The sequence below is a fragment of the Clostridium sp. Marseille-P3244 genome, from assembly GCF_900120155.1.
Classification (GTDB): Bacteria; Bacillota; Clostridia; order Lachnospirales; family Lachnospiraceae; genus Mediterraneibacter.
Window position 1 is genome coordinate 1821613 of sequence record NZ_LT635549.1, and the last position, 25147, is coordinate 1846759.

The 25147-nt window shown below is 49.8% G+C and carries 18 protein-coding genes, 1 tRNA gene and 1 other annotated feature; of the genes, 15 read left to right on the plus strand and 4 right to left on the minus strand.

Features of this window, described 5'->3' with window-relative positions; all coding sequences use genetic code 11:
* Nucleotides 1-40: 40 nt before the first annotated feature.
* From BQ7367_RS10475 to BQ7367_RS10485, 3 genes are all read right to left on the minus strand, one after another.
* Nucleotides 41-487: a sporulation initiation factor Spo0A C-terminal domain-containing protein gene (locus tag BQ7367_RS10475; protein ID WP_072525386.1), complete on the minus strand. Its 447-nt coding sequence runs from the start codon at nucleotides 485-487 to the stop codon at nucleotides 41-43.
* A gap of 163 nt (nucleotides 488-650) precedes the next feature.
* A tRNA-Ser gene (locus BQ7367_RS10480) sits at nucleotides 651-736 on the minus strand.
* Nucleotides 737-829: 93 nt separating this feature from the next.
* The gene (locus BQ7367_RS10485) at nucleotides 830-2464 is read right to left on the minus strand and encodes an ABC-F family ATP-binding cassette domain-containing protein (protein ID WP_072525387.1); all 1635 of its coding nucleotides are present in this window, start codon (nucleotides 2462-2464) and stop codon (nucleotides 830-832) included.
* A gap of 244 nt (nucleotides 2465-2708) precedes the next feature.
* Between BQ7367_RS10485 and BQ7367_RS10495 the strand changes: the two genes are divergently transcribed.
* Together BQ7367_RS10495 and ppk1 are read left to right on the plus strand one after the other, a co-directional pair.
* Nucleotides 2709-3572 carry a patatin-like phospholipase family protein gene (locus BQ7367_RS10495; protein WP_072526179.1) on the plus strand — a complete coding sequence of 288 codons (864 nt, stop codon included), beginning with the start codon at nucleotides 2709-2711 and terminating at the stop codon, nucleotides 3570-3572.
* An 18-nt stretch (nucleotides 3573-3590) separates the two neighbouring features.
* Nucleotides 3591-5717 (plus strand): polyphosphate kinase 1, encoded by a 2127-nt coding sequence (ppk1, locus tag BQ7367_RS10500; RefSeq protein WP_072525389.1) that lies wholly within the window; start codon nucleotides 3591-3593, stop codon nucleotides 5715-5717.
* 129 nt (nucleotides 5718-5846) lie between these two features.
* Here ppk1 and BQ7367_RS10505 read toward each other — a convergent pair whose 3' ends face one another.
* Nucleotides 5847-7061, minus strand: a complete 1215-nt coding sequence (locus BQ7367_RS10505; RefSeq protein WP_200786797.1) for an IS110 family RNA-guided transposase — start codon at nucleotides 7059-7061, stop codon at nucleotides 5847-5849.
* Between the two features lie 301 nt (nucleotides 7062-7362).
* On the opposite strand from BQ7367_RS10505, the gene BQ7367_RS10510 reads away from it, so the two are divergent.
* From BQ7367_RS10510 to BQ7367_RS10575, 13 genes are all read left to right on the plus strand, one after another.
* Nucleotides 7363-8412: an aldose epimerase family protein gene (locus BQ7367_RS10510; protein ID WP_072525391.1), complete on the plus strand. Its 1050-nt coding sequence runs from the start codon at nucleotides 7363-7365 to the stop codon at nucleotides 8410-8412.
* A gap of 3 nt (nucleotides 8413-8415) precedes the next feature.
* Complete coding sequence (topB, locus tag BQ7367_RS10515; protein WP_072525392.1) at nucleotides 8416-10410, plus strand: DNA topoisomerase III; 1995 nt, start codon at nucleotides 8416-8418, stop codon at nucleotides 10408-10410.
* Nucleotides 10407-11084: an acyltransferase gene (locus tag BQ7367_RS10520; RefSeq protein ID WP_072525393.1), complete on the plus strand. Its 678-nt coding sequence runs from the start codon at nucleotides 10407-10409 to the stop codon at nucleotides 11082-11084. The genes topB and BQ7367_RS10520 overlap by 4 nt, the downstream gene beginning before the upstream one ends.
* A complete protein-coding gene (locus tag BQ7367_RS10525; RefSeq protein ID WP_072525394.1) occupies nucleotides 11084-11947 on the plus strand; it encodes an NAD(P)-dependent oxidoreductase in 864 nt (287 codons plus the stop codon). The genes BQ7367_RS10520 and BQ7367_RS10525 overlap by 1 nt, the downstream gene beginning before the upstream one ends.
* Before the next feature lie 106 nt (nucleotides 11948-12053).
* On the plus strand, nucleotides 12054-12752 hold the full coding sequence (locus BQ7367_RS10530) for an ABC transporter ATP-binding protein (RefSeq protein ID WP_072525395.1): 699 nt from the start codon (nucleotides 12054-12056) through the stop codon (nucleotides 12750-12752).
* A complete protein-coding gene (locus BQ7367_RS10535; RefSeq protein ID WP_072525396.1) occupies nucleotides 12749-14326 on the plus strand; it encodes a putative ABC exporter domain-containing protein in 1578 nt (525 codons plus the stop codon). The genes BQ7367_RS10530 and BQ7367_RS10535 overlap by 4 nt, the downstream gene beginning before the upstream one ends.
* Before the next feature lie 82 nt (nucleotides 14327-14408).
* Nucleotides 14409-14885, plus strand: coding sequence for a methylglyoxal synthase (locus tag BQ7367_RS10540; RefSeq protein ID WP_072525397.1), 477 nt, complete (start codon nucleotides 14409-14411; stop codon nucleotides 14883-14885).
* 213 nt (nucleotides 14886-15098) lie between these two features.
* The gene (locus tag BQ7367_RS10545) at nucleotides 15099-16628 is read left to right on the plus strand and encodes a sodium:solute symporter family transporter (RefSeq protein WP_072525398.1); all 1530 of its coding nucleotides are present in this window, start codon (nucleotides 15099-15101) and stop codon (nucleotides 16626-16628) included.
* A gap of 711 nt (nucleotides 16629-17339) precedes the next feature.
* Nucleotides 17340-17547: a binding site (T-box leader), on the plus strand.
* 190 nt (nucleotides 17548-17737) lie between these two features.
* A complete protein-coding gene (gene thrS, locus BQ7367_RS10555; protein ID WP_072525400.1) occupies nucleotides 17738-19654 on the plus strand; it encodes a threonine--tRNA ligase in 1917 nt (638 codons plus the stop codon).
* 41 nt (nucleotides 19655-19695) lie between these two features.
* Nucleotides 19696-20469: a type I 3-dehydroquinate dehydratase gene (gene aroD / locus BQ7367_RS10560; RefSeq protein WP_328586526.1), complete on the plus strand. Its 774-nt coding sequence runs from the start codon at nucleotides 19696-19698 to the stop codon at nucleotides 20467-20469.
* Nucleotides 20470-20710: 241 nt separating this feature from the next.
* The gene (locus BQ7367_RS10565) at nucleotides 20711-21085 is read left to right on the plus strand and encodes a metal-sensing transcriptional repressor (protein WP_083588973.1); all 375 of its coding nucleotides are present in this window, start codon (nucleotides 20711-20713) and stop codon (nucleotides 21083-21085) included.
* Nucleotides 21086-21102: 17 nt separating this feature from the next.
* Nucleotides 21103-23652, plus strand: coding sequence for a heavy metal translocating P-type ATPase (locus BQ7367_RS10570; protein ID WP_072525401.1), 2550 nt, complete (start codon nucleotides 21103-21105; stop codon nucleotides 23650-23652).
* 181 nt (nucleotides 23653-23833) lie between these two features.
* The gene (locus BQ7367_RS10575; RefSeq protein WP_072525402.1) at nucleotides 23834-25006 is read left to right on the plus strand and encodes a BMP family ABC transporter substrate-binding protein; all 1173 of its coding nucleotides are present in this window, start codon (nucleotides 23834-23836) and stop codon (nucleotides 25004-25006) included.
* Nucleotides 25007-25147 lie beyond the last annotated feature (141 nt).

A 25147-nucleotide genomic window follows, 5' to 3' on the forward strand; every position in this document is an offset into this window, starting at 1 on the left:
GGGAACATGCGCTGAGGCAGGATCCTTTCCCGCGGATCGTTTATCTGGCCAGCTGAGACAGCCGCAGACAGAAGACATTCAATGATTCGCAGTATTTTCTGGAAACAGGACATATGGCGGGAAACTTTTCGTCATATGCCGGCGCTTCATCGCTTATATGGATGATGTAATCATAAAGATACGTCAGAAATTCTTTGTTCGTTGGTTTTTTATCGTGCCCGGATCTGTGGAAGACAAGTTCCAGAAGATCGGTATTGTTCGAATCCCAGACCGAATTTACGATCGTGCGTATGTTTTTCTCAACACAGGTCCAGCTTGTGTGATAATAACCTGCAATATCCAGATACAGAGATTTTGTGATACATTCGATGCAGCTCTTGCCTTCGATGACAAGCGTAAGTCCGTATACCACATAATTAAAGCCGGTGTAAGAACGGTTTACTCCAAAAGAGTTCAGAGTATTGATTATAAGTTTCCTGTAGTTCATCAGTATGCCCCTCTCCAATTTAAGATACCTGTCCTCTGGAACACCCTTATTATCGTAAAATGTAAAATTTTGACATACAACTGGAAATATTCGATTTTTTTCGACCGTTGGAGTCGAAAAAACGGAAAGCTTCACGAAAACGGAAGCTTTCCGACAACAGGAACGGAGACGGAGGGATTCGAACCCTCGTGCCCCGGAGGGCAAACGCATTTCGAGTGCGCCCCGTTATGACCACTTCGATACGTCTCCGGATATTTAAGCCGCGGGCACGGATATTTTCGGCCCTGCCCACAGCTTTTTTATTATACCAGACTTGGCGCCGGTGTACAAGAAATTTCTCGTTTAATCGTCTTCTTCTGTCTGGACAGAGTAGGTCTGTCTCTTTCTCGCCATCTCATCGTTCTCCAGATATTCGTCATAGGTAGTGATTTTGTCGATCAGCTGCCCTCCCGGAACGATCTCCATGATACGGTTTGCCGTTGTCTGAACAATCTGATGGTCCCTTGACGTGAAGAGCAGTACGCCGGGGAACTTGATCAGCCCGTTGTTGAGAGCGGTGATGGCCTCCATATCAAGATGATTGGTGGGTTCATCCAGGAGCAGCACATTGGCTCCGGATATCATCATCTTGGAGAGAAGACAGCGGACCTTCTCACCTCCGGAGAGGACCTTGAGCTTCTTTACTCCGTCTTCGCCGGAGAAGAGCATCCTGCCCAGGAACCCGCGGACATAGGTGACATCTTTTTCTTCCGAGTACTGGGTGAGCCATTCCGTGATATTGTAGTCACTGTCAAACTCGCCGCCGAAATCTTTCGGAAAATAGGCCTGGGAAGTGGTCACACCCCATTTATAGGTTCCCTCGTCGGGCTCCATCTCTCCGATCAGGATCTTAAAGAGCACAGTCTTGGCCAGCTCATTGCCTCCCACAAAAGCTACTTTGTCATCGTGGCCCAGAGTAAAGCTGATATGATCCAGTATTTTTTCTCCGTCTATGGTCTTAGTGAGCCCCTCCACGGTAAGCACTTCATTTCCGATTTCACGGTTGGGACGAAAATCAATGTAGGGGTATTTCCTGCTGGATGGCTTAATCTCATCCAGCTGAATCTTTTCAAGCGCCCGCTTTCTGGAAGTCGCCTGTTTTGACTTGGAGGCATTGGCGCTGAACCGGGAGATAAATTCCTGCAGTTCCTTGATTTTTTCTTCTTTTTTCTTGTTGGCTTCCTTCATCTGACGGATGAGGAGCTGGCTTGACTCATACCAGAAATCATAGTTCCCGGCGTAGAGCTGGATCTTTCCATAGTCAATATCCGCGATCTGAGTACATACCTTGTTCAGAAAATAGCGGTCATGGGAGACCACGATGACAGTGTTGTCAAAATTGATAAGGAACTCTTCCAGCCAGGCGATGGCATCCAGGTCAAGATGGTTTGTGGGCTCATCCAAAAGCAGGATATCCGGACTGCCAAAGAGGGCCTGTGCCAGAAGTACCTTTACCTTCTGTGGTCCGGTAAGCTCTTTCATATATTTTGCGTGAAGTTCTGTCTCAATGCCCAGGCCGTTTAACAGAGAAGCGGCGTCTGCCTCGGCTTCCCAGCCATTCATTGTGGCGAATTCCGCCTCCAGTTCGCTGGCCCGGATCCCGTCCTCATCCGTGAAATCCTCTTTGGCGTAGATCACTTCTTTTTCTTTCATGATCTCATAGAGTCTTGCGTTTCCCATAATAACGGTATCAAGCACCGGGTATTCATCATATTTAAACTGATCCTGCTGCAGGAAAGAAAGACGCTCTCCCGGCGTGATGGCAACCTCTCCTTTGGTCGGCTCAAGCTGGCCGGAAAGGATCTTAAGAAAGGTGGATTTGCCGGCGCCGTTTGCCCCGATGAGGCCATAGCAGTTCCCCTCTGTGAATTTGATGTTCACATCTTCAAAGAGGGCCTTTTTCCCGACACGCAGAGTCACATTGTTCGCACTGATCATGATAAACTCTCCTTACTGTGAATTCAAAATGCCGGCGGCAGTGATACCGCAGGCTGTGTCTGTATGCACCATCGCTTATATTACCATGAAAACCATACAAATGGCAAGGGAGAAAGAATTTCGGGAAAAAGAAAAGTTGTGGTTTGCGAATAGGAAAAAACATTATATAATAGAGGAGTGAAATTTCCATCCCGTGCCGGAAACAGAAACGGGACTGGAGAGAACAGGAAAAGAGGTTATTAAGATGAATATAAAGAAAGCAACACTTGTACTGGAAGGCGGAGCTACCCGGGGAGTTTTTACATCCGGAGTGCTGGACTATCTGATGGAACAGGATGTTTATATGTCCCATGTGATCGGTGTGTCGGCGGGGGCGTGCAACGCGGTGGACTATGTGTCCAGACAGCCGGGCAGAACCAGGGACTGTATGATCCCTACAGATAAAAATATGAGCTATTATTATGGAATCCGGGACTTTATGAAAGAGAGAAGCCTTATGAACATGGAGCTGATCTTTGACCGGTTTCCCAAAGAACTGCTCCCGTTTGATTTTGACACTTATTTTGCCTCCAAGATCGAGTGTGAACTTGTGACGACCAACTGCCTGACCGGGAAGGCAGAGTATATGACGGAGAGAAAGGACAGAGACCGTCTGATGAAGATCTGCCGTGCTTCCTGCAGTATGCCTCTTCTGACCCCGATTGTAAATATAGATAATGTTCCATATCTGGACGGAGGACTGGCAGATTCTGTTCCCATCAGGAGGGCACAGAAGAAGGGAAATGATAAAATTGTGGTGATCCTTACAAAGAACCAGGGCTACAGAAAAAAAGTGCTGTCCCCGGCCATGCAGAAACTCTACCGCAGGGCTTACAGATCTTATCCGGATTTAGTGCGCACGATATTCCGCAGGAGTTTTGAATACAACCGGACAATGAATTACCTGGATCAGCTGGAAAAGCGCGGAGAAATCTTTATCCTCCGGCCGCTTGTAAAACCGGTATCCAGGCTTGAGAGAAACCGGGAGATGCTCTATGCGTTTTATGAACATGGCTGTCAGTGTATGGAGAAAAAAATGGATGAACTGATGGCATATCTGGAGAAATGATCCGGAAAGGGAGAAAAAATGGAAAAGCAGGAAATACCTGACTATACCCAGAATCGTGAATTATCGTGGCTGAGATTTAATCAGCGGGTCCTCCAGGAGGCAAGGGACGAGACCGTCCCTCTGATGGAGCGTATGAAATTTGTCGCGATCTTTACCAGTAATCTGGACGAATTTTTTATGATCCGTGTGGGCAGCCTCTATGATATGGCGGCCGCGGACAACAAGAAGCAGGATATCCGGTCCGGTATGACCCCGGTGCAGCAGCTGGACGCGATCTATCAGGCGGTTGCCCCTCTCTATAAAGAGCGGGACAAGACTTACACAGAGATCAAGAAGCAGCTGAAGCCATACGGAGTCTGCGGACTGGATTTCAAAGAACTGGAACAGCAGGAAAAGAAATATGTCAAAAAATATTTTAAGGAGCAGGTACTGCCTGTCCTTTCCCCTCAGATAGTGGATGCCAATCATCCGTTTCCCCATCTTCTGAATAAAGAGATCTATGTGGTGGCGACCCTGAAACTGAGAGGAAATTCCATGATGGGGATTGTTCCTGTCCCTCAGTATATTTCTGATATCCTTTATCTGCCGGGGAATGATATCCGTTATATCCGTATGGAAAAAGTGATCATGGAATATCTGGATCTTGTCTTTGATCAGTATCAGGTGTCAGATGAGAACTATATCTGCGTGACGAGGAACGCGGACATTTCTCCCGACGATGAGGCCTATGCGGACAATGAGGATTTCCGGCATATTATGCAGGAAACACTGCATAAGAGGAGAAGGATGGCAGTGGTGCGTCTGGAGACGGCAGAACCACTTGGCAGAGAGATGGAAGAATATTTCTGCGACAGGTTCCGGATCACACCGGAGTGTATTTTCCGGACAAAGATGCCGATGAAGCTGGGATTTATTTTTGCCATAGCGGATAAACTGCCGGATTCCATGAAACGCTCGCTGACAGATCCTCCGTTTACTCCTCAGCCGCCGGCATCTCTGGCGGACGGAAGTGTTATGGATCAGGTCCGGAAGAAGGATGTACTTCTGTCTTATCCCTATGAGAGTATGGATCCGTTCCTTCAGCTGATCAAAGAGGCGGCGTCAGATCCGGATGTGATGACGATCAAGATCACGATCTACCGTCTGGCCAGAAAGGCAAGGCTTGTGGAGTATCTGTGCGCGGCAGCGGAGAATGGAAAAGAAGTGACCGCGCTTATTGAACTGAGGGCACGCTTTGACGAACAGAACAACATTGACTGGTCTGAGAGGATGGAGGAGGCAGGCTGCCGGGTCCTTTACGGATTCGAAGGGTATAAAGTCCACTCGAAAGTGTGCCTGATCACCTATCGGAGCAAAAATGAGATCCGGTATATTACACAGATCGGCACGGGAAACTATAATGAGAAAACAGCGAAGATGTACACAGACTATTCTCTTATGACGTCCCATCAGGGGATCGGGGAGGACGCGGCTGTATTTTTCAAAAATATGTCCATTGGAAATCTGGAGGGGGTCTATGAACATCTGATCGTATCGCCCGTGGGCCTGAAACAGAAAGTCCTGGCTCTGATAGATGAAGAGATCCGGAAGGGAGAAAACGGCCGTGTGATAATGAAGATGAACTCCCTGACAGATATGGATTTTATCCACAAGACGGTAGAGGCTTCCAGGGCCGGCGTACAGATCGACCTGATTGTCCGTGGAATCTGCTGTATCTTGCCGGGAGTTCCGGGAAAGACAGATAATCTTCGGGTCACCAGCATTGTCGGACGGTATCTGGAGCATCCCAGAGTCTTTGTCTTCGGAACAGGAGGAGAGGCCAAGGTCTATATCGGTTCTGCGGACATGATGACAAGGAATACAGAGAAAAGGGTAGAAGTGGCATGTCCGATCTATGATGAAGAAATAAAGAAAAAGCTGATCCATGATCTGCAGGTTATGCTGTCAGACAATGTAAAGGCCAGACAGATGGCCGGCGACGGGACTTACCGGAAAAAACGGACGGGGGAGAAAGACATCAATGCGCAGGAGATCTTCATGAAAGAGGCCCTGAACGCGAGAAGACCCGCCGCCGGAATACATAAAACAAACAGGGCATCCTTCTTCGGGAGACTGCTGGTGATATTCAGAAAAAAGAAAAAATAAATTATAAAACAGCCTGCAAATAAAAAGTCAAGGCTAAATTGATGAACATTGAAAATTTTATACAGGTTGAAAAATAGGTATCACAATAAGACCACCACACCTATGCTGGCCTGAAAAAGTGTTGTGGAATTATTCGGATTCTGGAAGCGATGAAAGATATTCTTTCACTCGACCATAGTAGATCCGTAAAAATTTATTAGCTCCGGCAGTCATATAGACATAATACGGCTTACCTTCGGATCGTTTTTTATCCATGAACCGATATACGGGATCATCCGGTTTGGTCTTGATCAGTATATCCATGATCTGAAACAAAGTTTTTCTCAGCACTGGCGAACCGTGTTTGGAAGCATGTACGCTTTTCTGCGAATAATCTCCGGAATCATTGACACCAGGATCTACGCCGGCAAATGCTGTGATAGCGCCTTTGTGGGTGAAGCGTGTGACATCTCCGATCTCGGCCATAAGCTGAGGCCCCAGAGACGTTCCCACGCCCTTCATCGCCATGACAACCGGATATTCCGGCAGCTTGGAGGCAGTTTCGTTCATAAGGGTTCGAAGCTGTTCAACGGTCTGTGACGCAGCGTTTAATTGGTCAACAGCCTGTTTGATGATGCGTTTGGTAAAGCTGTCCTTAGGAAGTACGGGAATGAGCTCCTTTGCTTTCCCATAGATTTCTTCGGCTTTTGACTTGCTGAAGTTGTACTTCCTGCGGCTGTACCACTTCTGATAGTGGTCTGTAAAAGCGTTCAGAGATATCTTGCGGACACAATCCACATGCCAGTAGGTATCAATAAAATCCACCCATTTCTGGCGGCCGTCCTCGCGGGCAGGGCTGTCGAAACAGGTGTTGGCGCCGGGATAGGTCTGGTCAATGAGACCAATCAGGTTATTCTTCATGGCAGTTTTATGCTTCATGTAGAAATCAAACTGGCGGTTCATGGTTTTGAGTTGGGAACGTAATTCATCCATAAGACTATATTGTTTCAGATTTGCCCAACTGTCAAGAGCGTAACGTGCGATCTTTATGGAATCCGCCTTATCGGTCTTGACTTTACGGAGAGGATTGTCCTGTCCTTGAAAGTTACGGATGATCTGAGGATTCACTGCGCTTACAAAAAAGCCGGCCTGGGATAGTTCCCGTGCTGCCGGTTCATAGTAGCGGCCGGTGCACTCCATGGCAATGCGTGTCTCGCCATCCAATTCTCTGATGAGCTTTTCAAGAGACTGGAAATCCGTGGACAAGTGGGGAACATCGAAGGGTTTTACAACAACCTGCCCACCTGGACGGAGGATCGCCACAGTACTTTTCCGCTTGGAGATATCGATGCCTACTGCGTTCATATTCATAGAAATGTCACTCCTTATTTGAGATTGCAATTGGTCAGTACCAGTTTTACTCATTGCCCATTCTATCTACTGTGGTGTGACACGAACGCACCCTGGAGGTGGTTCAACCTGCATAAAACGAACGCTGCGAATGAAGAGCTGGTTAGCAGACTATTTTACGGGCGCGAATCCCAAGGAGGATTCCGCTATACCGATTGCTCTTATCATTCTAACAGCTTAAGCAACAAGATGGGTAATTCCTTACTGGCTGTAAGGGATATTAACCATAAATATATTGTAGTAGGAGGAATTGAAAATGAAAAAACTTACAGTGAGAGGATTCGGGGAAGCTACAGGCGGTGTAAAGGCACAGCTGTATACTTTGGAGAACGACAGAGGAGTCAAGGCGGAAGTATCCGATTACGGCGCGACGCTGGTCCGCATGCTGGTCTTTGACAAGAACGGAAATGTCCGCGATGTGGTGCTTGGATATGATGATGCGGCAGGATATGAGAGAGGAGACGCCTCTTTTGGAGCTACAGTGGGAAGAAACGCGAACCGGATCAAAGGCGCCTGCTTTGAGCTGGGGGGAACAACCTATCAGCTGGAGAAAAACGACAACGGGAACAATCTTCACAGTGGTACGGATTACTATAATAAGAGACTTTGGGAGACTGTTGAAGCGACGGATGACCATGTGACCTTCTGTCTCCACAGCCCGGACAAAGATCAGGGATATCCCGGGGCGCTGGATATGCGTGTGACATATTCTCTGGATGAAGAAAACACAGTGTCCGTCCATTATGAGGCCGTACCGGATAAAGACACGATCATCAATATGACGAACCACAGCTATTTCAACCTGAACGGACATGACAGCGGAACGGTCCTGGAACACAGAGTGACTCTGAACGCGGACAGCTTTACACCGGCAGATGAAGAGTCGATCCCTACAGGGGAGATCTGCGGTGTGGAGGGAACTCCCATGGATTTCCGCAAAGGGAAAAAGATCGGAACGGAGATCGACGCGGACTATGAGCCTCTCCGTTTCGGAAGCGGCTATGACCATAATTGGGTGTTGAAAAACGAGGGGAAATTTGATAAGGTGGCAGAAGTGTCGTCAGAAGACAGCGGGATCACTATGGAAGTGTACACAGACCTGCCGGGAGTGCAGATGTACACTGCTAATTTTCTTGACGGCGAGCCGGGGAAAGACGGGGCGTCTTATGTAAAGAGAAGCGCGGTCTGCCTGGAGACACAGTATTATCCGGACAGCATCCATCATGATAATTTCCCGGGACCGGTCTGCAGAAAAGGTGAAAAATACGATACCCGCACGGCATATCGCTTTGTGACGCGCGGATAAAATATGGGAAAATCAATCTACATAGCAGAGAAGCCAAGTGTGGCTCAGGAATTCGCGAAAGCATTAAAACTGAATACAAAACGCAGGGACGGATATCTGGAATCGGATGAGGCCGTCATTACCTGGTGCGTGGGACACCTGGTGACAATGAGCTATCCCGAAGAATATGATCCGGCTCTGAAAAAATGGAGCCTTCAGACATTGCCGTTTATTCCGGATGAATTCAAATATGAAGTGATCCCGGCAGTGTCGAAGCAGTTTCAGATTGTGAGTTCGCTCCTTAACAGGGAAGACGTGGATACCATCTATGTCTGCACGGACTCCGGACGGGAGGGAGAATACATTTACCGCCTGGTAGAGCAGGAGGCTCATGTGACAGGGAAAAAGAGGCTCAGAGTGTGGATCGACTCCCAGACCGAGGAAGAGATCTTAAGAGGCATTCGGGAGGCGAAGGACCTGTCAGAGTATGATAACCTAAGTGCGTCTGCGTATCTGCGGGCAAAGGAAGACTATCTTATGGGGATCAATTTCTCCCGACTGCTGACCTTAAAATATGGGAACAGTATCTCCGGGTATCTGAAGACAAAATACGCGGTGATCTCCGTCGGGCGGGTGATGACCTGTGTGCTGGGCATGGTTGTGCGCCGGGAACGGGAGATCCGTGAGTTTGTCAAGACGCCGTTTTACCGGGTCATCAGCACCGTGGAGGCGGCAGGCAGCAGTTTTGAGGGAGAATGGCGGGCCGTGAAGGGCTCAAAATATTTTGAGTCATTTGACCTGTACAAAGAAAACGGATTTAAGGAGAAGAAGAAAGCAGAAGAACTGGTCCGGTATTTGTCAGAAGATCAGCCGATAATGTGTACGGTGGAGTCTGTAGAGAGGAAGAAGGAAAAAAAGAATCCGCCTCTGCTTTATAACCTGGCGGAGCTTCAGAATGACTGCTCCAGACGGTTTAAGATCAGTCCCGATGAGACACTGCGCATCGTGCAGGATCTCTATGAAAAAAAGCTGGTGACTTATCCAAGAACGGACGCAAGGGTCTTGTCCACGGCGGTGGCGAAAGAGATCAGCCGCAATCTGAACGGGCTTTCCAGATATTCTCCGGCGGCGCCTTATCTGCAGGATATTCTGGGATTCGGCAACCATAAGAACCTGGCAAAGACCCGGTATGTCAACGATAAGCAGATCACAGACCACTACGCCATCATTCCGACGGGGCAGGGGCTGGGAGCCCTGAATTCCCTGGGAGATGTGTCGCGGAAAGTCTATGACTTGATCACGAGGAGATTTTTGAGTATTTTTTATCCTCCGGCTGTCTATGAGAAGGCGTCCATCGTGACAAAGATAAGAGGAGAGTGCTTCTTCAGCAGTTTTAAGACGCTGGCTGAGGAAGGATATCTTAAAGTAGCCGGGATCCCTCAGGAACAGACGGCCGGGCCGGCGCTTCTGGAGGCTGTCCGGAGTCTGAAGAAAGGCAGTCTGCTCCCGGTCCGGGGCCTGGAGATCAAAGAAGGAGAGACATCGCCTCCGAAACGATATAATTCCGGCTCCATGATCCTGGCAATGGAAAACGCCGGGCAGCTGATCGAAGACGAAGAACTCAGGGCCCAGATCAAAGGCAGTGGGATCGGAACCAGCGCGACGCGGGCAGAGATCCTGAAGAAACTGATCCATATCAAATATCTTGCCCTGAATAAAAAGACCCAGATCATTACGCCCACGCTGCAGGGAGAGATGGTCTTTGACGTGGTGGATCATTCCATCCGGTCCCTGCTGAACCCAGAACTTACGGCCAGCTGGGAGAAAGGGCTTACCTATGTGGCAGAGGGGAGCATCACGTCCGATGAGTATATGAAGAAGCTGGATCATTTTATCATCAGCAGGACAGAGGGTGTGAAAGGGCTTAACAATCAGTATCAGCTAAGAGCCTGCTACGACAGGGCAGCAGGTTTTTATAAAAAAGGCCGGAAAACGGCAGAAAAGGAGACAACCAAATGAAAGCATTGACAGTGAAGGAACTCTATACACTTGATGAGACGATCGCAAAGGATATTTTTGACGGGGTGACCTATCCATGGGAAGTCCTTCCGAAAATCAGCGCATTTATTGTGGAGCTGGGAAATACTCTGAGCAGTGAAGAATATGAAAAACGGGGAGAAAACGTGTGGATCGCCAGATCCGCGAAGGTGGCGCCCACCGCATTCATCAACGGACCGGCCATCATCGGAAAGGACGCAGAGGTACGCCACTGCGCGTTTATCCGGGGAAACGCCATTGTGGGAGAAGGAGCGGTAGTAGGAAATTCTACAGAACTGAAGAATGTGATCCTGTTCAATAAAGTCCAGGTTCCGCACTACAACTATGTAGGGGATTCCATTCTCGGATACAAGTCTCATATGGGGGCAGGTTCCATCACTTCCAATGTGAAATCGGACAAGAAGCTGGTGGTAGTAAAAACGCCGGAAGGCAATATCGAGACAGGAATGAAGAAGTTCGGCGCCATGCTGGGAGATGAAGTGGAAGTCGGCTGTGGCAGCGTGCTCAATCCGGGCACGGTGGTCGGAAGTCACAGCAATATCTATCCTCTGTCGTCCGTGCGGGGATTCGTGCCGGGTAACAGTATCTACAAAAAGCAGGGCGAGGTTGTTGAAAAAAGAGCTGAGGAGAGATAATGAAAAAGATTGGATTTATCGGGGTTGGCATTATGGGAAAGTCCATGGTACGCAATCTCATGAAAGCAGGATATGAACTCCATATTTATGCCCGGACAAAGGAAAAAGCAGAAGATGTGATCCGGGAGGGCGCTGTATTTCATGAAAAGATCAGTGAATGTGTCAGTGGATGCGGCGCGGTCATCACGATCGTAGGTTTCCCGAAGGACGTGGAGGAAGTGTACTTTGACAAAGGAAATATACTGGACAGCGCAGAACCGGGTGCCTATCTGATCGACATGACGACCAGCAGCCCGAGGCTTGCGGAACAGATATATGAGGAGGGAAAGAAGCGCAGCTTCCATGTCCTTGACGCTCCGGTCACGGGAGGGGATAAAGGAGCCAGGGAAGGAACGCTGTCCATTCTCGTGGGAGGCGACCGACAGGATTATGAAGCCTGCCGGGAACTTTTTGAGGCCATGGGCACAAATATCAATTATGAGGGCAAAGCCGGCTGCGGCCAGCACTGCAAACTGGCGAATCAGATCATGATAGCCGGCGCCCTTTCAGGAGTCTGTGAAGGTCTGGCCTATGCCAGAGAGAAAGGGCTTGACCTGGACGTATTTTTCCGGTCTGTCTCGACAGGCGCGGCGGGAAGCAGACAGTTTGACACTTTTGGCCCCAGGATCATAGCAGGCGATTATGAACCCGGGTTCTTTATGAAACATTTTATCAAGGATATGAAGCTGGCGGTTCGGGAGTCTGAGGAGAGCGGATTGGATCTGTGTATTCTGAGGCGGGTACTGGACAATTATGAAAAGCTGGAGAAAGACGGATATGGTGAGAACGGTACACAGGCGCTTATGAAATGGTATCAGTCTTAACAAAAATATTCTTGACAAATAAACAGAGGTTCCGTATCATTGTATTAAATTAATAGTACAATGATGCGGAGCTTTTTTAATCGGATGACCGCAGACAGGAGGCAGTATGTTAGAAATACAGGGACTGAGTAAATCATATGGGAAAAATCTGGCGGTGGACAACGTCAGCTTCACCGTGCCGGACGGGCAGACAGGGATCCTGCTGGGACCAAACGGAGCAGGAAAATCAACGATCATAAAGAGCATCGCGGGCCTGCTGCGATATAAAGGAGTGATCCGTATTCAGGGAACTCCGGCAAGGAATATCGAGGCCAAGAGAGTGTTTGCATATGTGCCGGAGATCCCGAATATGTTTGACGCTCTGACTGTAAGGGAGCATGTGGAATATATCCGGATGGCATATAGCAGTGATATCACAGATGAAGAAGTGAATGAGATCCTGAAGGCTTATGAAATGGACGACAAACAGGACAAGCTTGGGAACGAACTGTCTAAGGGAATGATGCAGAAAGTCAGCATCTGCTGCGCACTGGCAGTGAAACCTCAAGTTATTCTACTGGATGAACCTATGGTAGGTCTGGATCCCGCTGCCATCAAAACGCTGAAAGAGACTGTACTCAGGCTGCGTGACGGTGGAGTGACAGTACTTATAAGTACACATATGCTGGAGATGGTGGAGGATCTGTGGGATGTGATGTTTGTGATGGAGAAGGGCCACATCGTGGGTTCCTATACCAAGAAAGACGCAGAAGGAAAAGATCTGGATGAATTATTCTTTGAGATGACAGGCGGTGAAAAGAAATGAAGGCACTGATCTATCTGACAAAACGCAGTTTTATCAATAATATGAAAAAGGCGGTGCATAAGCCTTCTACTCTGATCGCGCTGATTTTCGGAATCGCCTACGGTATCTTTATCATTGTAGCTTTGGGCAGCCTGGCGGCTACTCTGCGGATGGGTTCCGTGAATGGACTGGTCATTATTATGACGATTTGGACGATTTATATTACCCTTGCGAATTTCATGTCCTATTCTTCCAGAAAAGGAATTTTATTCCGTCCGGCGCACGCACATTTTGTGTTCACTGCGCCTGTCAGTCCGAAGCTGGTGCTGCTCAACGGAGCATGGATGAATTATATTCTTTCGGTTATTATTTGGATAGTTCTATCCATTGGAGGCCTGACCATTTTCCAGGTTCCTGTGTGGAAAGTAGCCCTTTTCTTTCTGGCCGGCTGTGTGCTGGAAACAGCTCTGGAAGTCTCAGTTATGGTCTTCCTGTATACCAATGACCGGCTTCCCCGGAAACTGATGAAGGGGATCCGGATGGGAATCAAAGTATTCCTGATCGCGTTCACAGCTCTGATCCTGTTTTATTTCAGAAAGAATGGTTTATCTGTAGAGTCGGCAACGGCATTTATTGACTGGCCGGTCCTCCAGATGATCCCGGTGCTGGGATGGCAGATCGCGGTCTACCGGCTGATCCTGCTGGGACCCACCACTCTGAATATGATCTGCTCTGTGATGTATCTTATTGCGGTGACGGTGTCTGTGACAGTGGCGTACCGCATGGACTGCGACGGAGGCTATTATGAGGAAGCGGCGAAATTCGCGGATGATTACGCGGAGATGAAGAAACAGAAGCAGAGCGGAGATATGGATACCGGCCTGGGAGGAAAGAAAAGAAAATTCCGACGGGTGAAAGACCGGATCACGTCCAGGGGCGCGAAAGCAATCTTTTACAGACAGCTGCTGGAATATAAAAAAGAAAAATTTTTTATTTTTACAAAGGTAACGCTGATCTCGGTGTTCGTAGCGGCCATCTTTTCCTACGGACTCAGCGACAGCGTGTCAGAGTCCGGCTCTGGTGAGCTGTTCCTTCTGGGGGTCGTGGCATATGTTTCGCTTGTGATGAGCGGATATCTCGGGAAATGGGAAAATGAGCTGAAAAATCCATACCTTTTTTTGATCCCTGACAGCCCTCTTAAAAAAATGTGGTACGCGACGCTGATGGAGCATATAAAGGCGCTGGCGGACGGAGCGATCATCTGTATCCCGATCGGCATATTCTGGCATATAAGCCCCTTGGACGTCATATATTGTATCCTGATCTACACGGTGATCCAGGCTGACCGTCTCTACACAAAGGTTATCACTACTTGCCTTGTGGGAGAAATATTTGGAAAGACGGGGCAGAATGTTATCCGGATGTTTATCCAGATGGCACTTCTGGGACTGGGCGCAGTTGTGGCGGTCGGTATCGGAATATTTGTAAATGTGGATTTCATCTTTCCAATTGTGCTGATTTATAGTATCATGATAACGGTAGCAATGGGATTTCTGGCGTCTTTGCGGTTCGAGACAATGGAACAGATGGTCTGACCGGAAGCCGGAAGACTGTGCGCCGTATAACATGGAGCAGGAGAACAAGGTGTGATCTGCAGAAAGGATGGGAGGTCGTTATATGTTGGATGACAATTATGTTTCTATGGAGATTGGAAAGACGAAACACATTGCGCTGGTAGCCCATGACGGCAAAAAGAAAGAGCTGGTGGACTGGTGTGACAGGAACAAAGAAATCTTAAAGTGTCATTTCCTGTGTGGGACAGGAACGACATCCCGGCTTATCGCGGAACGAACAGGGCTTCCTGTAAAGGGATACTGCAGCGGCCCTCTGGGCGGAGATCAGCAGATCGGAGCCAAGATCGTGGAAGGACAGATTGATTTTATGATCTTCCTCTGGGATCCGCTGGAGGCTCAGCCTCATGATCCGGATGTAAAAGCGCTTCTGAGGATTGCGGTCGTCTATGATATCCCTATTGCCAATAATCTGGCAACAGCGGATTTTATGCTGAATTCAAAATATATGACCGAGTCCTACAACAGGAAGATCGAGAATTTTGACAAGACGATCCGGGAGCGGGTTGAAAAAATGCGCTGACTTCGGGAAAGAGCAGATCAAAATATTTGAAATTATATTGTAAAAAGCTTGACACGGGCATAATGCCCGTGTTATTCTATACGCGTTAACTTTAATGCTTTAAAGCGCAACGCTTTAAAGTGAATTAGTAAAACGTGTCTCCCGATAAATACCGGTATAGTTGGAAAGAGACAGATAGCAGCAAAAAATAAGAGGAAAGCAGAGGAAGGAAAAATGGAGATTAAACTGGTGATGCTTATAATTTTCTTCGCGGTTATGGTGGGAGTAGGAATCTATGCCAGACGCCATGCCACAAGCGTAGACGGGTTTGTGCTGGGAGGAAGGGCTGTGGGTCCCTGGCTGACTGCGTTCGCGTATGGAACCTCTTATTTTTCTGCGGTTGTATTTGTCGGGTACGCCGGACAGTTTGGCTGGAAGTACGGAATTGCCAGTACGTGGATCGGCATCGGGAACGCAGTTATCGGAAGTCTTCTGGCGTGGGTGGTGCTGGGGCGCAGAACAAAGGTAATGACCCAGCATCTCGGCTCCAAGACAATGCCTGACTTTTTCGGACAGCGATATGACAGCAAGGCTCTTAAGATCGCGGCCTCAGTGATCGTATTTGTCTTTCTGATTCCCTATACGGCATCTGTGTACAACGGTCTGTCCAGGCTGTTCGAAATGGCCTTCAATATTCCCTACACATGGTGTGTGATTGGAATGGCAGTGTTTACTGCCATATATGTGATCCTGGGCGGTTATATGGCAACGGCCATCAATGATTTCATACAGGGGATCATTATGCTGATCGGGATTGTGGCGGTGATTGCGGCGGTCCTGAGCGGGCAGGGAGGCTTTATGAGCGCGGTTTCTGAAATGGCAAAGATCCCCAGCGATGTGGCCGTGACGCAGGGACAGCCGGGGGCATTTACCTCCTTTTTCGGGCCGGACCCTCTGAACCTTCTGGGTGTAGTAGTGCTGACATCTCTCGGCACCTGGGGACTTCCGCAGATGATCGGAAAATTCTATGCCATCAAAGATGAGAAGTCCATCAATACAGGAACAGTGATCTCCACGGTATTTGCCATTGTGGTCTCCGGCGGATGCTATTTCCTGGGAGGATTTGGAAGGCTTTTTGACAGTCCGGCGCTTTATGATGAAGTGACAGGGGCCGTGATCTATGACAATATCATTCCATATATGCTGTCGTCCCTTCCGGATATCCTGATAGGGATTGTGGTCGTTCTGGTGCTGTCCGCGTCCATGTCCACCCTGTCATCGCTGGTGCTGACATCAAGTTCCACCATGACACTGGACCTGTTAAAAGATAATGTGATGAAAAATATGAGCGAAAAGAAACAGATTATAACCATGCAGGCACTGATCGTATTCTTTATCGTCGTATCTGTTGTGATCGCGCTGGATCCGCCTACTTTTATCGCCCAGCTGATGGGAATCTCCTGGGGCGCTCTGGCCGGGGCATTCCTGGCGCCTTTCCTCTATGGTCTGTACTGGCAGGGAGTTACCCGCGCAGGAGTGTGGGCCGGATTTGTCACAGGGGTCGGTCTCACAGTATCCAACATGTTCCTTGGATATATCGAATCCCCTATTAACGCGGGGGCAGTGGCGATGGCAGCGGGACTGATCGTGGTGCCCGTGATCAGCCTGATCACGCCGAAACTGGAGAAAGACAAAGTGGGAGAGATATTCACCTGCTATGAAGAAAAAGTGACCATCACGAAAAAAAGATCTCTTCAGGAATAAATCTGAGATTGTTGAGGGGTGGATGTGGACGCCGGGGAGGATGGATTAAGCTCAGGGAAATAGAAAAAGCTGGCATCGAAAGACGTATTCTGCGGCGGCAGATGGATGCCCCCGCCTCCGTTCCGGAATCCGGGAAAACATAAAGGGACTTAGAACCCGCCTAAATACAAAGCAATCCGATGAGCAACTCGCGTTCGCTCAGACAATCTCATCGGATTGCTTAACGGCGGAGCCTAAGTTCCTTAAGTTTTTCCATCGGATTCCTCCAAAGTCGCCGGTCCACCCATCTGCCGCCGCAGAAAGGTTCTTCCAACCCGTACTCTTTTCATTCCCTGCACTTCGTCCATTCCTTCCGGCGTCATGATTCATCCCCCGTCAATCTCGCGATTATAAAGTAAGACGAAAGCGGAATGCTATTGGAGAAAAAGACATTAACGTTCCACTTTTACAATCACTTCTAAATAGCGAGATTGCTGAGGGGAGAGGATAGGAAGCCGGGAAAGGAAGAGGTGTCCATCGAGGGCCGTGCAGCAACGCAGGCATTTGGGGCGCGTCCTTTGCGCCCTTATGTGCCGCTGCGTTGCAGCCCCGAGCGAAAGCGTGCCCGAGATGGATATCCTTTTCCTGGACTCGGCGGCCACATCCCCCTCAACAAACTCAGATTTATAATGTCTTGACACACTCTTGCTCATGAGTTAGAATAACTGGTGTGAAAAAGCGTTGAAGAGGACAGTAGGCTGTCCGGTCATCTCAGAGAGAAGCCTGTATGGTGTGAGGGCTTTGTTGTGCCGGCTGACTGAAGACCACCTCGGAGCGGCCTTAATACGGCACGGTGATTCCGTTATCATCAGATGAATTGAGCAGGTTTTCCATGGAAAACAAGCAGGGTGGAACCGCGGGATGTTATCCCGTCCCTGCGTGGATTGTTTCCGTGCGGAGATAGATTCAGAGATCAGGAGACATTCCAGAGGGATGTCTTTTTTGTTTTCTGTGGACCTGGCGGTGTATATGGAAGCAGATTCCTGACAGACGGAATGACAGGGACACAGACTGTGGATTTTGGGCATGGAAAAAAGAATTAAAATAAAAGAAAAGAAAGGAAGAGAAAGATGAAGATCACATTGAAAGACGGATCCAGTAAAGAGTACGCACAGCCCATGAGTGTGTATGAGATAGCTGCGGATATCAGCGAGGGACTGGCCAGGATGGCGACAGCGGGAGAAGTGGACGGCGAGGTCGTGGATCTGCGGACAGTGATAGACCGTGACTGCGCTCTGAGCATCCTGACATTTAATGATGAGAAGGGAAAGGGCGCGTTCCGGCATACTGCGTCCCATATTATGGCGCAGGCGATTAAGCGTCTGTATCCGGAGACAAAACTGGCGATCGGACCTTCCATCGCAGACGGATTCTACTATGATGTAGACAGGGAAACTCCTTTTACGGCAGAGGATCTGGAGAAGATTGAAGCGGAGATGAAGAAAATCGTCAAAGAAGGGCTGGAGATCAGACAATATACGATGCCGCGGAATGAGGCGATCGATTATTTTAAGGAAAAGAAGGAAGACTATAAAGTTGAACTGATTGAAGATCTGCCGGAGGATGAGACGATCAGTTTTTATTCGCAGGGAGAGTTTACTGATCTGTGCGCAGGCCCGCATCTGATGACGACAAAACCGGTAAAGGCATTTAAACTGACCAGTCTTGCCGGTGCTTACTGGAGAGGGGACGAGCACAATAAGATGCTCCAGAGGATCTACGGCACGGCCTTTCCGAAGAAGGCAGAGCTGGAAGAGTATCTGACGATGATCGAGGAGGCGAAGAAGCGCGATCACAGAAAGCTGGGCCGGGAGCTGGGTCTGTTTATGATGCGCGAGGAGGGACCGGGATTCCCCTTCTTCCTTCCAAACGGAATGGTGCTGAAAAATACGCTTCTTGATTATTGGAGAGAAATCCATAACAGGGCGGGGTATGTGGAGATCAACACACCGATCATGCTGAGCCGGCATCTGTGGGAGACCTCGGGACACTGGGATCACTATAAGGAAAATATGTATACCACGGTCATTGACGAAGAGGATTTTGCCATTAAGCCGATGAACTGTCCCGGCGGTATTCTTGTATACGAGTCAGAGCCACGTTCTTACCGTGATCTTCCCATCCGTATGGGAGAACTTGGCCTTGTGCACCGGCATGAAAAATCGGGACAGCTCCACGGCCTTATGAGGGTTCGCTGTTTTACACAGGATGATGCCCATATCTTTATGATGCCGGAACAGATCAAGGATGAGATCAAGGGAGTGGTGAGACTGATCGATGAGGTGTACAGCCTTTTCGGTTTTAAATATCATGTTGAGCTTTCCACCCGTCCGGAGGACAGCATGGGAAGTGACGAGGACTGGGAAATGGCTACAGATGCCCTCAGAAGCGCTCTGGATGATATCGGACTTCCTTATATCGTAAATGAAGGAGACGGAGCGTTTTACGGGCCGAAGATAGATTTTCATCTGGAGGACTCGATCGGAAGGACCTGGCAGTGCGGTACGATCCAGCTGGATTTCCAGCTCCCGCTTCGGTTTGAGCTGGAATATACAGGGGCAGACGGTGAGAAACACAGGCCCATTATGATCCACCGGGTGGTATTCGGTTCCATCGAGCGGTTTATCGGAATTCTGATCGAACATTTTGCGGGGGCGTTCCCCACATGGCTGGCCCCAGTGCAGGTGAAAGTGCTGCCGATCTCTGACAAGCATATGGATTACGGCATGAAAGTGCTCCAGGCTTTGAAAGAGGCAGGAATCCGCGCGGAGATCGACACAAGAGCGGAGAAGATCGGATATAAGATCCGGGAGGCGCAGATGAAGAAGATCCCCTACATGCTTGTTGTCGGAGCGAAGGAAGAGGAAGAGGGCAAAGTTTCTGTAAGAAGCAGGGCTGTCGGCGATGAGGGCCAGTGCAGTCTGGAAGAGTTCACTGCCCGGATCCTGGAAGAAATCGCGGCAAAAAAGTCGGCAGAGGCAGAGTGAGCCAGGGGTTCATAGGAAACCGGATCCGGCAGGAGAAAGATATGGCAATGGAAAAAAAGGCGATAAGGATAAGAAATACTGAGATCGGGAGCGGCATGCCGAAGATCTGCGTGCCGATCACAGGAACTACCAGGGAAGAGATCCTGTCAGAAGCGTCAAAGATCCGGGATACATCCGCGGATCTGGCAGAATGGCGGGCCGACTGGTATGAGGATGTTTTCGACTCCGGCAGGACGGGGAAGATTCTGGAAGACCTGAGGGAGATTCTTGGCGGACTGCCACTTCTGTTTACTTTCCGTACACTACAGGAAGGCGGGAAGAAAAAAGTTGGCAGGGAAGACTATGTTCGGCTCAACAACATGGCTGTACAGAGTGGCCGGATCGATCTGGTGGATGTGGAACTGTCTGCCGGGGAGGAAGTGGTGAATGCCGTCGTTAAGACCGCAGATGCTCATAATGTCAGGGTGATCGTGTCCAGCCACGATTTCCATGGGACGCCTTCCCGGGAAGAGATGATCTCCTGTATGAAAAAAATGCAGGCCCTGGGAGGGGATATTCTGAAAGTGGCAGTAATGCCCCGGAGCCGGGAAGATGTTCTGACGCTGCTGTCCGCTACGTCGGAAATGGCAGGAAAGTATGCAGACAGGCCGATTATTACAATGTCCATGTCAGAATCCGGGGTTATTACCCGGCTGTGCGGAGAGGAGTTCGGATCCGCGGTTACTTTCGGGGCTCTCGGGAGGGCTTCCGCGCCAGGCCAGATGAATGTGGAGGACCTGGCAGTGATCCTCAAACTTCTCCACAGAGACAGGTGACCGTATTTTTACAGATCCGGGCGCCGGAACTTATGCTGTATCAACGGCAGACGGAAGATCAGTCTTCCTCTGCGGACGTGATACATCAGAAGTTCCGGCATTTTTATTATTAGGAGAAATTTTAAAATTGGGGGTTGAAATATACCAGACAGGGGTATATAATAAACTCGCGAACAAAATACCCCGGATGGGTTTATTTCTGAAGCCGGGTATAAGAGGAGTGACAAGGAGGAAGGCTGTTATGGAAGAAACGAAAGAAAAAGTGACAGATATAACAGAGAAAGATATATTTACGGCAGAAACAGAAGAAACAGGGGAAGTCTGTCCCGGCTGCCGTCACAAGACGAAAAAAAGGACCGGGGAAGAGCGCAAGAGCATGATCAATCGTTTAAACCGTATTGAGGGCCAGATCAGAGGAATCCGGCGTATGGTGGAAGAAGACGCCTACTGTCCGGACATCCTGATCCAGGTATCAGCGGCCAACGCGGCTCTCAACAGTTTTAACAAAGTCCTTCTGGCGGAGCATATCCGAACCTGTGTGTCAGAGGATATTCGTGACGGACGGATGGACACAATAGACGAACTTGTACTTGTGCTTCAGAAACTGATGAAATAGATGAGGAGGAGACAAGAATGGAACAGTATAATGTGACCGGCATGAGCTGCGCCGCGTGCAGCGCCCGGGTGGAGAAAGCAGTGTCAAAGGTGCCCGGAGTGTCGTCCTGTTCGGTGAGCCTGCTTACAAATTCCATGGGTGTGGAAGGAGAGGCTTCCCCGGAAGCGATCATCGCGGCTGTAGAAGAAGCCGGGTACGGCGCTTCCAGGAAGGGAGGGGGGCGTCCAGGAGAACAGGCGGCATCCGGAGGAAAGATGAGCATATCGGCGGCGGAAGATTCCTTGAAGGACAAAGAGACGCCAAAGATGAAAAAAAGGCTGATCGCTTCCCTGTGTTTTCTGATCCCGCTGATGTATTTTTCTATGGGACATATGATGTGGAACTGGCCGCTCCCGGCGTTTCTGGAAAATAATCATGTGGCGATAGGCCTGATCCAGCTGCTGCTGACCAGTATCGTCATGGTGATCAATCAGAAGTTTTTTATCAGCGGATTCAGAGGACTGATCCACCGTGCTCCCAATATGGATACTCTGGTGGCGCTGGGAGCGGGAGCATCCTACGTGTACAGTGTTTATGCGCTGTTTGCCATGACAGATGCGCAGATGTACGGAGATATGGCGGGCGTAATGGCCTATATGCATGAATTCTATTTCGAGTCGGCGGCTATGATCCTGACTCTGATCACCGTCGGGAAAATGCTGGAGGCAAGATCGAAAGGACGGACTACGGACGCCCTTAAGGGGCTGATGAAGCTGGCTCCGAAGACAGCCACTGTTATAAGGGACGGGATAGAGGCAACCATATCCATAGATCAGGTGAGGAAAGGAGATGTCTTTGTCGTACGGCCCGGAGAGAATATTCCTGTAGACGGGATCGTTCTGGAAGGAAGCAGTGCGGTGAATGAATCCGCTCTGACCGGAGAGAGTATTCCTGTGGACAAGAAAGAAGGAGACATGGTGTCGGCTGCCACACTGAATCAGTCCGGCTTTCTCAGGTGTGAGGCCACCAGAGTGGGAGAGGATACGACCCTGTCCCAGATCATTCAGATGGTCAGTGACGCGGCGGCGACAAAGGCCCCGATTGCCAAGGTTGCAGACCGGGTTTCCGGGGTATTTGTCCCTGTGGTCATCATGATCGCGGTGGTCACGATCGCGGTCTGGCTCCTGGCCGGGCAGACAGTCGGATACGCTTTGGCCAGGGGTATCTCGGTACTTGTGATCAGCTGTCCGTGTGCCCTGGGACTTGCCACGCCGGTGGCGATTATGGTCGGCAACGGCATGGGCGCGAAGAACGGGATCATGTTCAAGACAGCGGTATCACTGGAGGAGACCGGGAAAACACAGATTGTAGCTCTTGATAAAACAGGAACGATTACAAGCGGGGAGCCCAGGGTAACCGATCTCATCCCATCAGTCGGTGTCGCGGAAGAAGAACTGCTGGAGACCGCTCATGCGCTGGAGAAGAAGAGCGAACATCCTCTGTCCCGCGCAGTGCTGGCAAAGGCGGAGGAATCCGGACTGAAAGGATCACCGGATGTGGAGGATTTCCAGGCGGTTCCCGGAAACGGGTTGTCCGGAAGACTGGACGGTGTCCTGATCCGGGGAGGAAATCTGAAGTTTATCGGCGAAAGCGCGGATGTTCCCGGGAATGTCCGCAGGAAAGCGGAAGAACTGGCCGCCGAGGGAAAGACGCCTCTGTTTTTCAGCCGTGACGAAAAACTCATCGGGATCATCGCCGTGGCGGATGTGATCAAGGAAGACAGTCCTCAGGCGGTAAAGGAACTTCAGAATATGGGGATCCGGGTCGTGATGCTTACGGGAGACAATGAGCGTACGGCGAAAGCCATTGGCGCGCAGGCCGGAGTGGACGAAGTGATCGCCGGAGTCCTGCCGGAAGGAAAAGAAAGCGTCATCCGTGAACTGAAGAAGAAAGGAAAAGTCGCCATGGTCGGAGACGGCATCAACGACGCGCCGGCTCTTACAAGAGCAGATATGGGGATCGCTATCGGAGCCGGGACTGACATTGCCATCGACGCGGCCGACGTAGTGCTCATGAAGAGCCGGCTCAGTGATGTGCCCGCCGCGATCCGCTTAAGCCGGGCCACCCTGAGGAACATCCACGAGAATCTGTTCTGGGCATTTATCTACAATGTGATCGGGATTCCGCTGGCGGCCGGCGTGTGGATCCCCATTTTCGGGTGGCAGCTCAATCCAATGTTCGGGGCAGCCGCCATGAGCCTGTCCAGTTTCTGCGTGGTCACAAATGCCCTGAGGCTCAACTGGTTTAAGATGTATGACGGCACAAAAGACAAAAAAATTAAAAACAGAAAAAACAAAGAGATCAAGGAGGAAAAAATGATGACAAAAACAATGAAGATCGAAGGCATGATGTGCGGACACTGTGAGGCCAGAGTGAAGAAGGCGCTGGAGGCGCTTGCGGAAGTGGACGCGGCTGAAGTAAGCCATGAGGCGGGGACCGCTGTTGTCACGCTGAACAGGGAGATCGACAATGGGGCTCTGAAGAAAGCGGTAGAAGATCAGGATTACAAAGTGCTTGATATTCAGTAGAATATCCAGCGTGGAAGACAGTCGACAAATTTCTTGACTTCTATCAGAGCGGAGAGTAAAATAAAAAAGTAAGCTATCCCGAAAAAGAACAGATTTCTGAATTAAGGATAGCTTTTTTATAACAGGCAGAGAACGTTTCGGATCAGAAGGTCCGGGGCAGTGTCAAAAAGGAGGAAAAAGCATGAAAAAGAAGTTTATCAGTGTGTTTTTGTGCGCGGCTATGGCAGTTACCCTGATCGCGGGATGCGGGGCTCCGGCCGCGGAGACTGGAGGAAATGACGACAGTGGTTCCGAGACAGAGGCATCCGGCGGAATACCGAAGGATGAGATCAAAGTAGGCTTCGTCCATATTTCCGACCCGAGCGATATGGGCTACACATACAACCAGGACCTGGGGACTCAGGAGATGCAGGAAGCGCTCGGACTCAGTGATGATCAGATCATCAATAAGTACAACACACCGGAAGACGCAGAATGTGACACTGCTCTGAGAGAACTTGTAGAGGCTGGGTGCAATATTATCTTCGCGACCAGCTTCGGATTTGAAGATTATGTGATAGAAGTGGCAAGAGAGTACCCGGATGTACAGTTCTGCCACGCGACAGGTTACCAGGCGGCCAGCTCCGGTCTGGACAATGTACACAATTATTTCGCTTCCATCTATGAAGGCCGTTATCTTGCGGGGATCGCCGCGGGAATGAAGACGGAGACCAACAAGCTCGGCTATGTGGCGGCATTCCCGTTTGCTGAGGTGATCAGCGGATATACAGCGTTCTATCTGGGAGCAAAGAGTGTGAATCCGGATGTGACAATGGACATTATGTACACCAATTCCTGGAATGACCCGACGGTAGAGTCCCAGGTAGCCAAGGCGCTGATCGACCGCGGATGCGATGTGATCTCGCAGCATTCAGATTCCACGGCGCCGGCGACTACTGCGGAGGAGAACGGCGTATGGCAGGTCGGCTATAATAATGACATGATCGACGCTGCGCCAAACGCTTCTCTGATCTCTCCGCGTATCGACTGGGGCATTTATGTGACAGAGGCTGTACAGGCTATGATCGACGGGGAGGAGATCCCGGTCGACTGGTGCAAGGGCCTTGCAGACGGAGCCGTATACCTGTCTCCTCTGAATGAGAGCATCGCGGCTGAGGGAACCCAGGAGGCGATCGATGAGGCAGCGGAGAAGATCAAATCCGGTGAGCTGCATGTATTTGCCGGGCCGCTCAAAGGTGTGAGCCCTGAAGGGGAGGAATATGAAGTTCCGGAAGGCGAATACTATCATGAGCAGGAAGACGCGTCAGCGCCGTCCTGGCTGTACATTATCGATGGATGTAATGTAGTGGAATAAACACAAAAAAACAGAGCCGTCTTCGGACGGCTTTGTTTATATAAGGAGGAAGGCGCAAGGCTTTTTTTCCGGCGGAGCCTGAGATAAGGAACATCAAGAACAAAGGAGCGTGAGATTTTGGGAGAGGCGGCGCGGTGCGCG

Bases quoted from the DNA above. Each gene is read 5' to 3' on its own strand.
- thrS (WP_072525400.1), top strand. From the start codon at position 17,738: ATGAAGATCACATTGAAAGACGGATCCAGTAAAGAGTACGCACAGCCC.
- BQ7367_RS10485 (WP_072525387.1), bottom strand. From the start codon at position 2,464: ATGATCAGTGCGAACAATGTGACTCTGCGTGTCGGGAAAAAGGCCCTC.
- BQ7367_RS10510 (WP_072525391.1), top strand. From the start codon at position 7,363: ATGAAAAAACTTACAGTGAGAGGATTCGGGGAAGCTACAGGCGGTGTA.
- BQ7367_RS10575 (WP_072525402.1), top strand. From the start codon at position 23,834: ATGAAAAAGAAGTTTATCAGTGTGTTTTTGTGCGCGGCTATGGCAGTT.
- topB (WP_072525392.1), top strand. From the start codon at position 8,416: ATGGGAAAATCAATCTACATAGCAGAGAAGCCAAGTGTGGCTCAGGAA.
- BQ7367_RS10570 (WP_072525401.1), top strand. From the start codon at position 21,103: ATGGAACAGTATAATGTGACCGGCATGAGCTGCGCCGCGTGCAGCGCC.
- aroD (WP_328586526.1), top strand. From the start codon at position 19,696: ATGGCAATGGAAAAAAAGGCGATAAGGATAAGAAATACTGAGATCGGG.
- BQ7367_RS10530 (WP_072525395.1), top strand. From the start codon at position 12,054: ATGTTAGAAATACAGGGACTGAGTAAATCATATGGGAAAAATCTGGCG.
- BQ7367_RS10525 (WP_072525394.1), top strand. From the start codon at position 11,084: ATGAAAAAGATTGGATTTATCGGGGTTGGCATTATGGGAAAGTCCATG.
- BQ7367_RS10540 (WP_072525397.1), top strand. From the start codon at position 14,409: ATGTTGGATGACAATTATGTTTCTATGGAGATTGGAAAGACGAAACAC.
- BQ7367_RS10495 (WP_072526179.1), top strand. From the start codon at position 2,709: ATGAATATAAAGAAAGCAACACTTGTACTGGAAGGCGGAGCTACCCGG.
- BQ7367_RS10545 (WP_072525398.1), top strand. From the start codon at position 15,099: ATGGAGATTAAACTGGTGATGCTTATAATTTTCTTCGCGGTTATGGTG.
- BQ7367_RS10565 (WP_083588973.1), top strand. From the start codon at position 20,711: ATGGAAGAAACGAAAGAAAAAGTGACAGATATAACAGAGAAAGATATA.
- BQ7367_RS10520 (WP_072525393.1), top strand. From the start codon at position 10,407: ATGAAAGCATTGACAGTGAAGGAACTCTATACACTTGATGAGACGATC.
- BQ7367_RS10535 (WP_072525396.1), top strand. From the start codon at position 12,749: ATGAAGGCACTGATCTATCTGACAAAACGCAGTTTTATCAATAATATG.
- ppk1 (WP_072525389.1), top strand. From the start codon at position 3,591: ATGGAAAAGCAGGAAATACCTGACTATACCCAGAATCGTGAATTATCG.
- BQ7367_RS10505 (WP_200786797.1), bottom strand. From the start codon at position 7,061: ATGAACGCAGTAGGCATCGATATCTCCAAGCGGAAAAGTACTGTGGCG.
- BQ7367_RS10475 (WP_072525386.1), bottom strand. From the start codon at position 487: ATGAACTACAGGAAACTTATAATCAATACTCTGAACTCTTTTGGAGTA.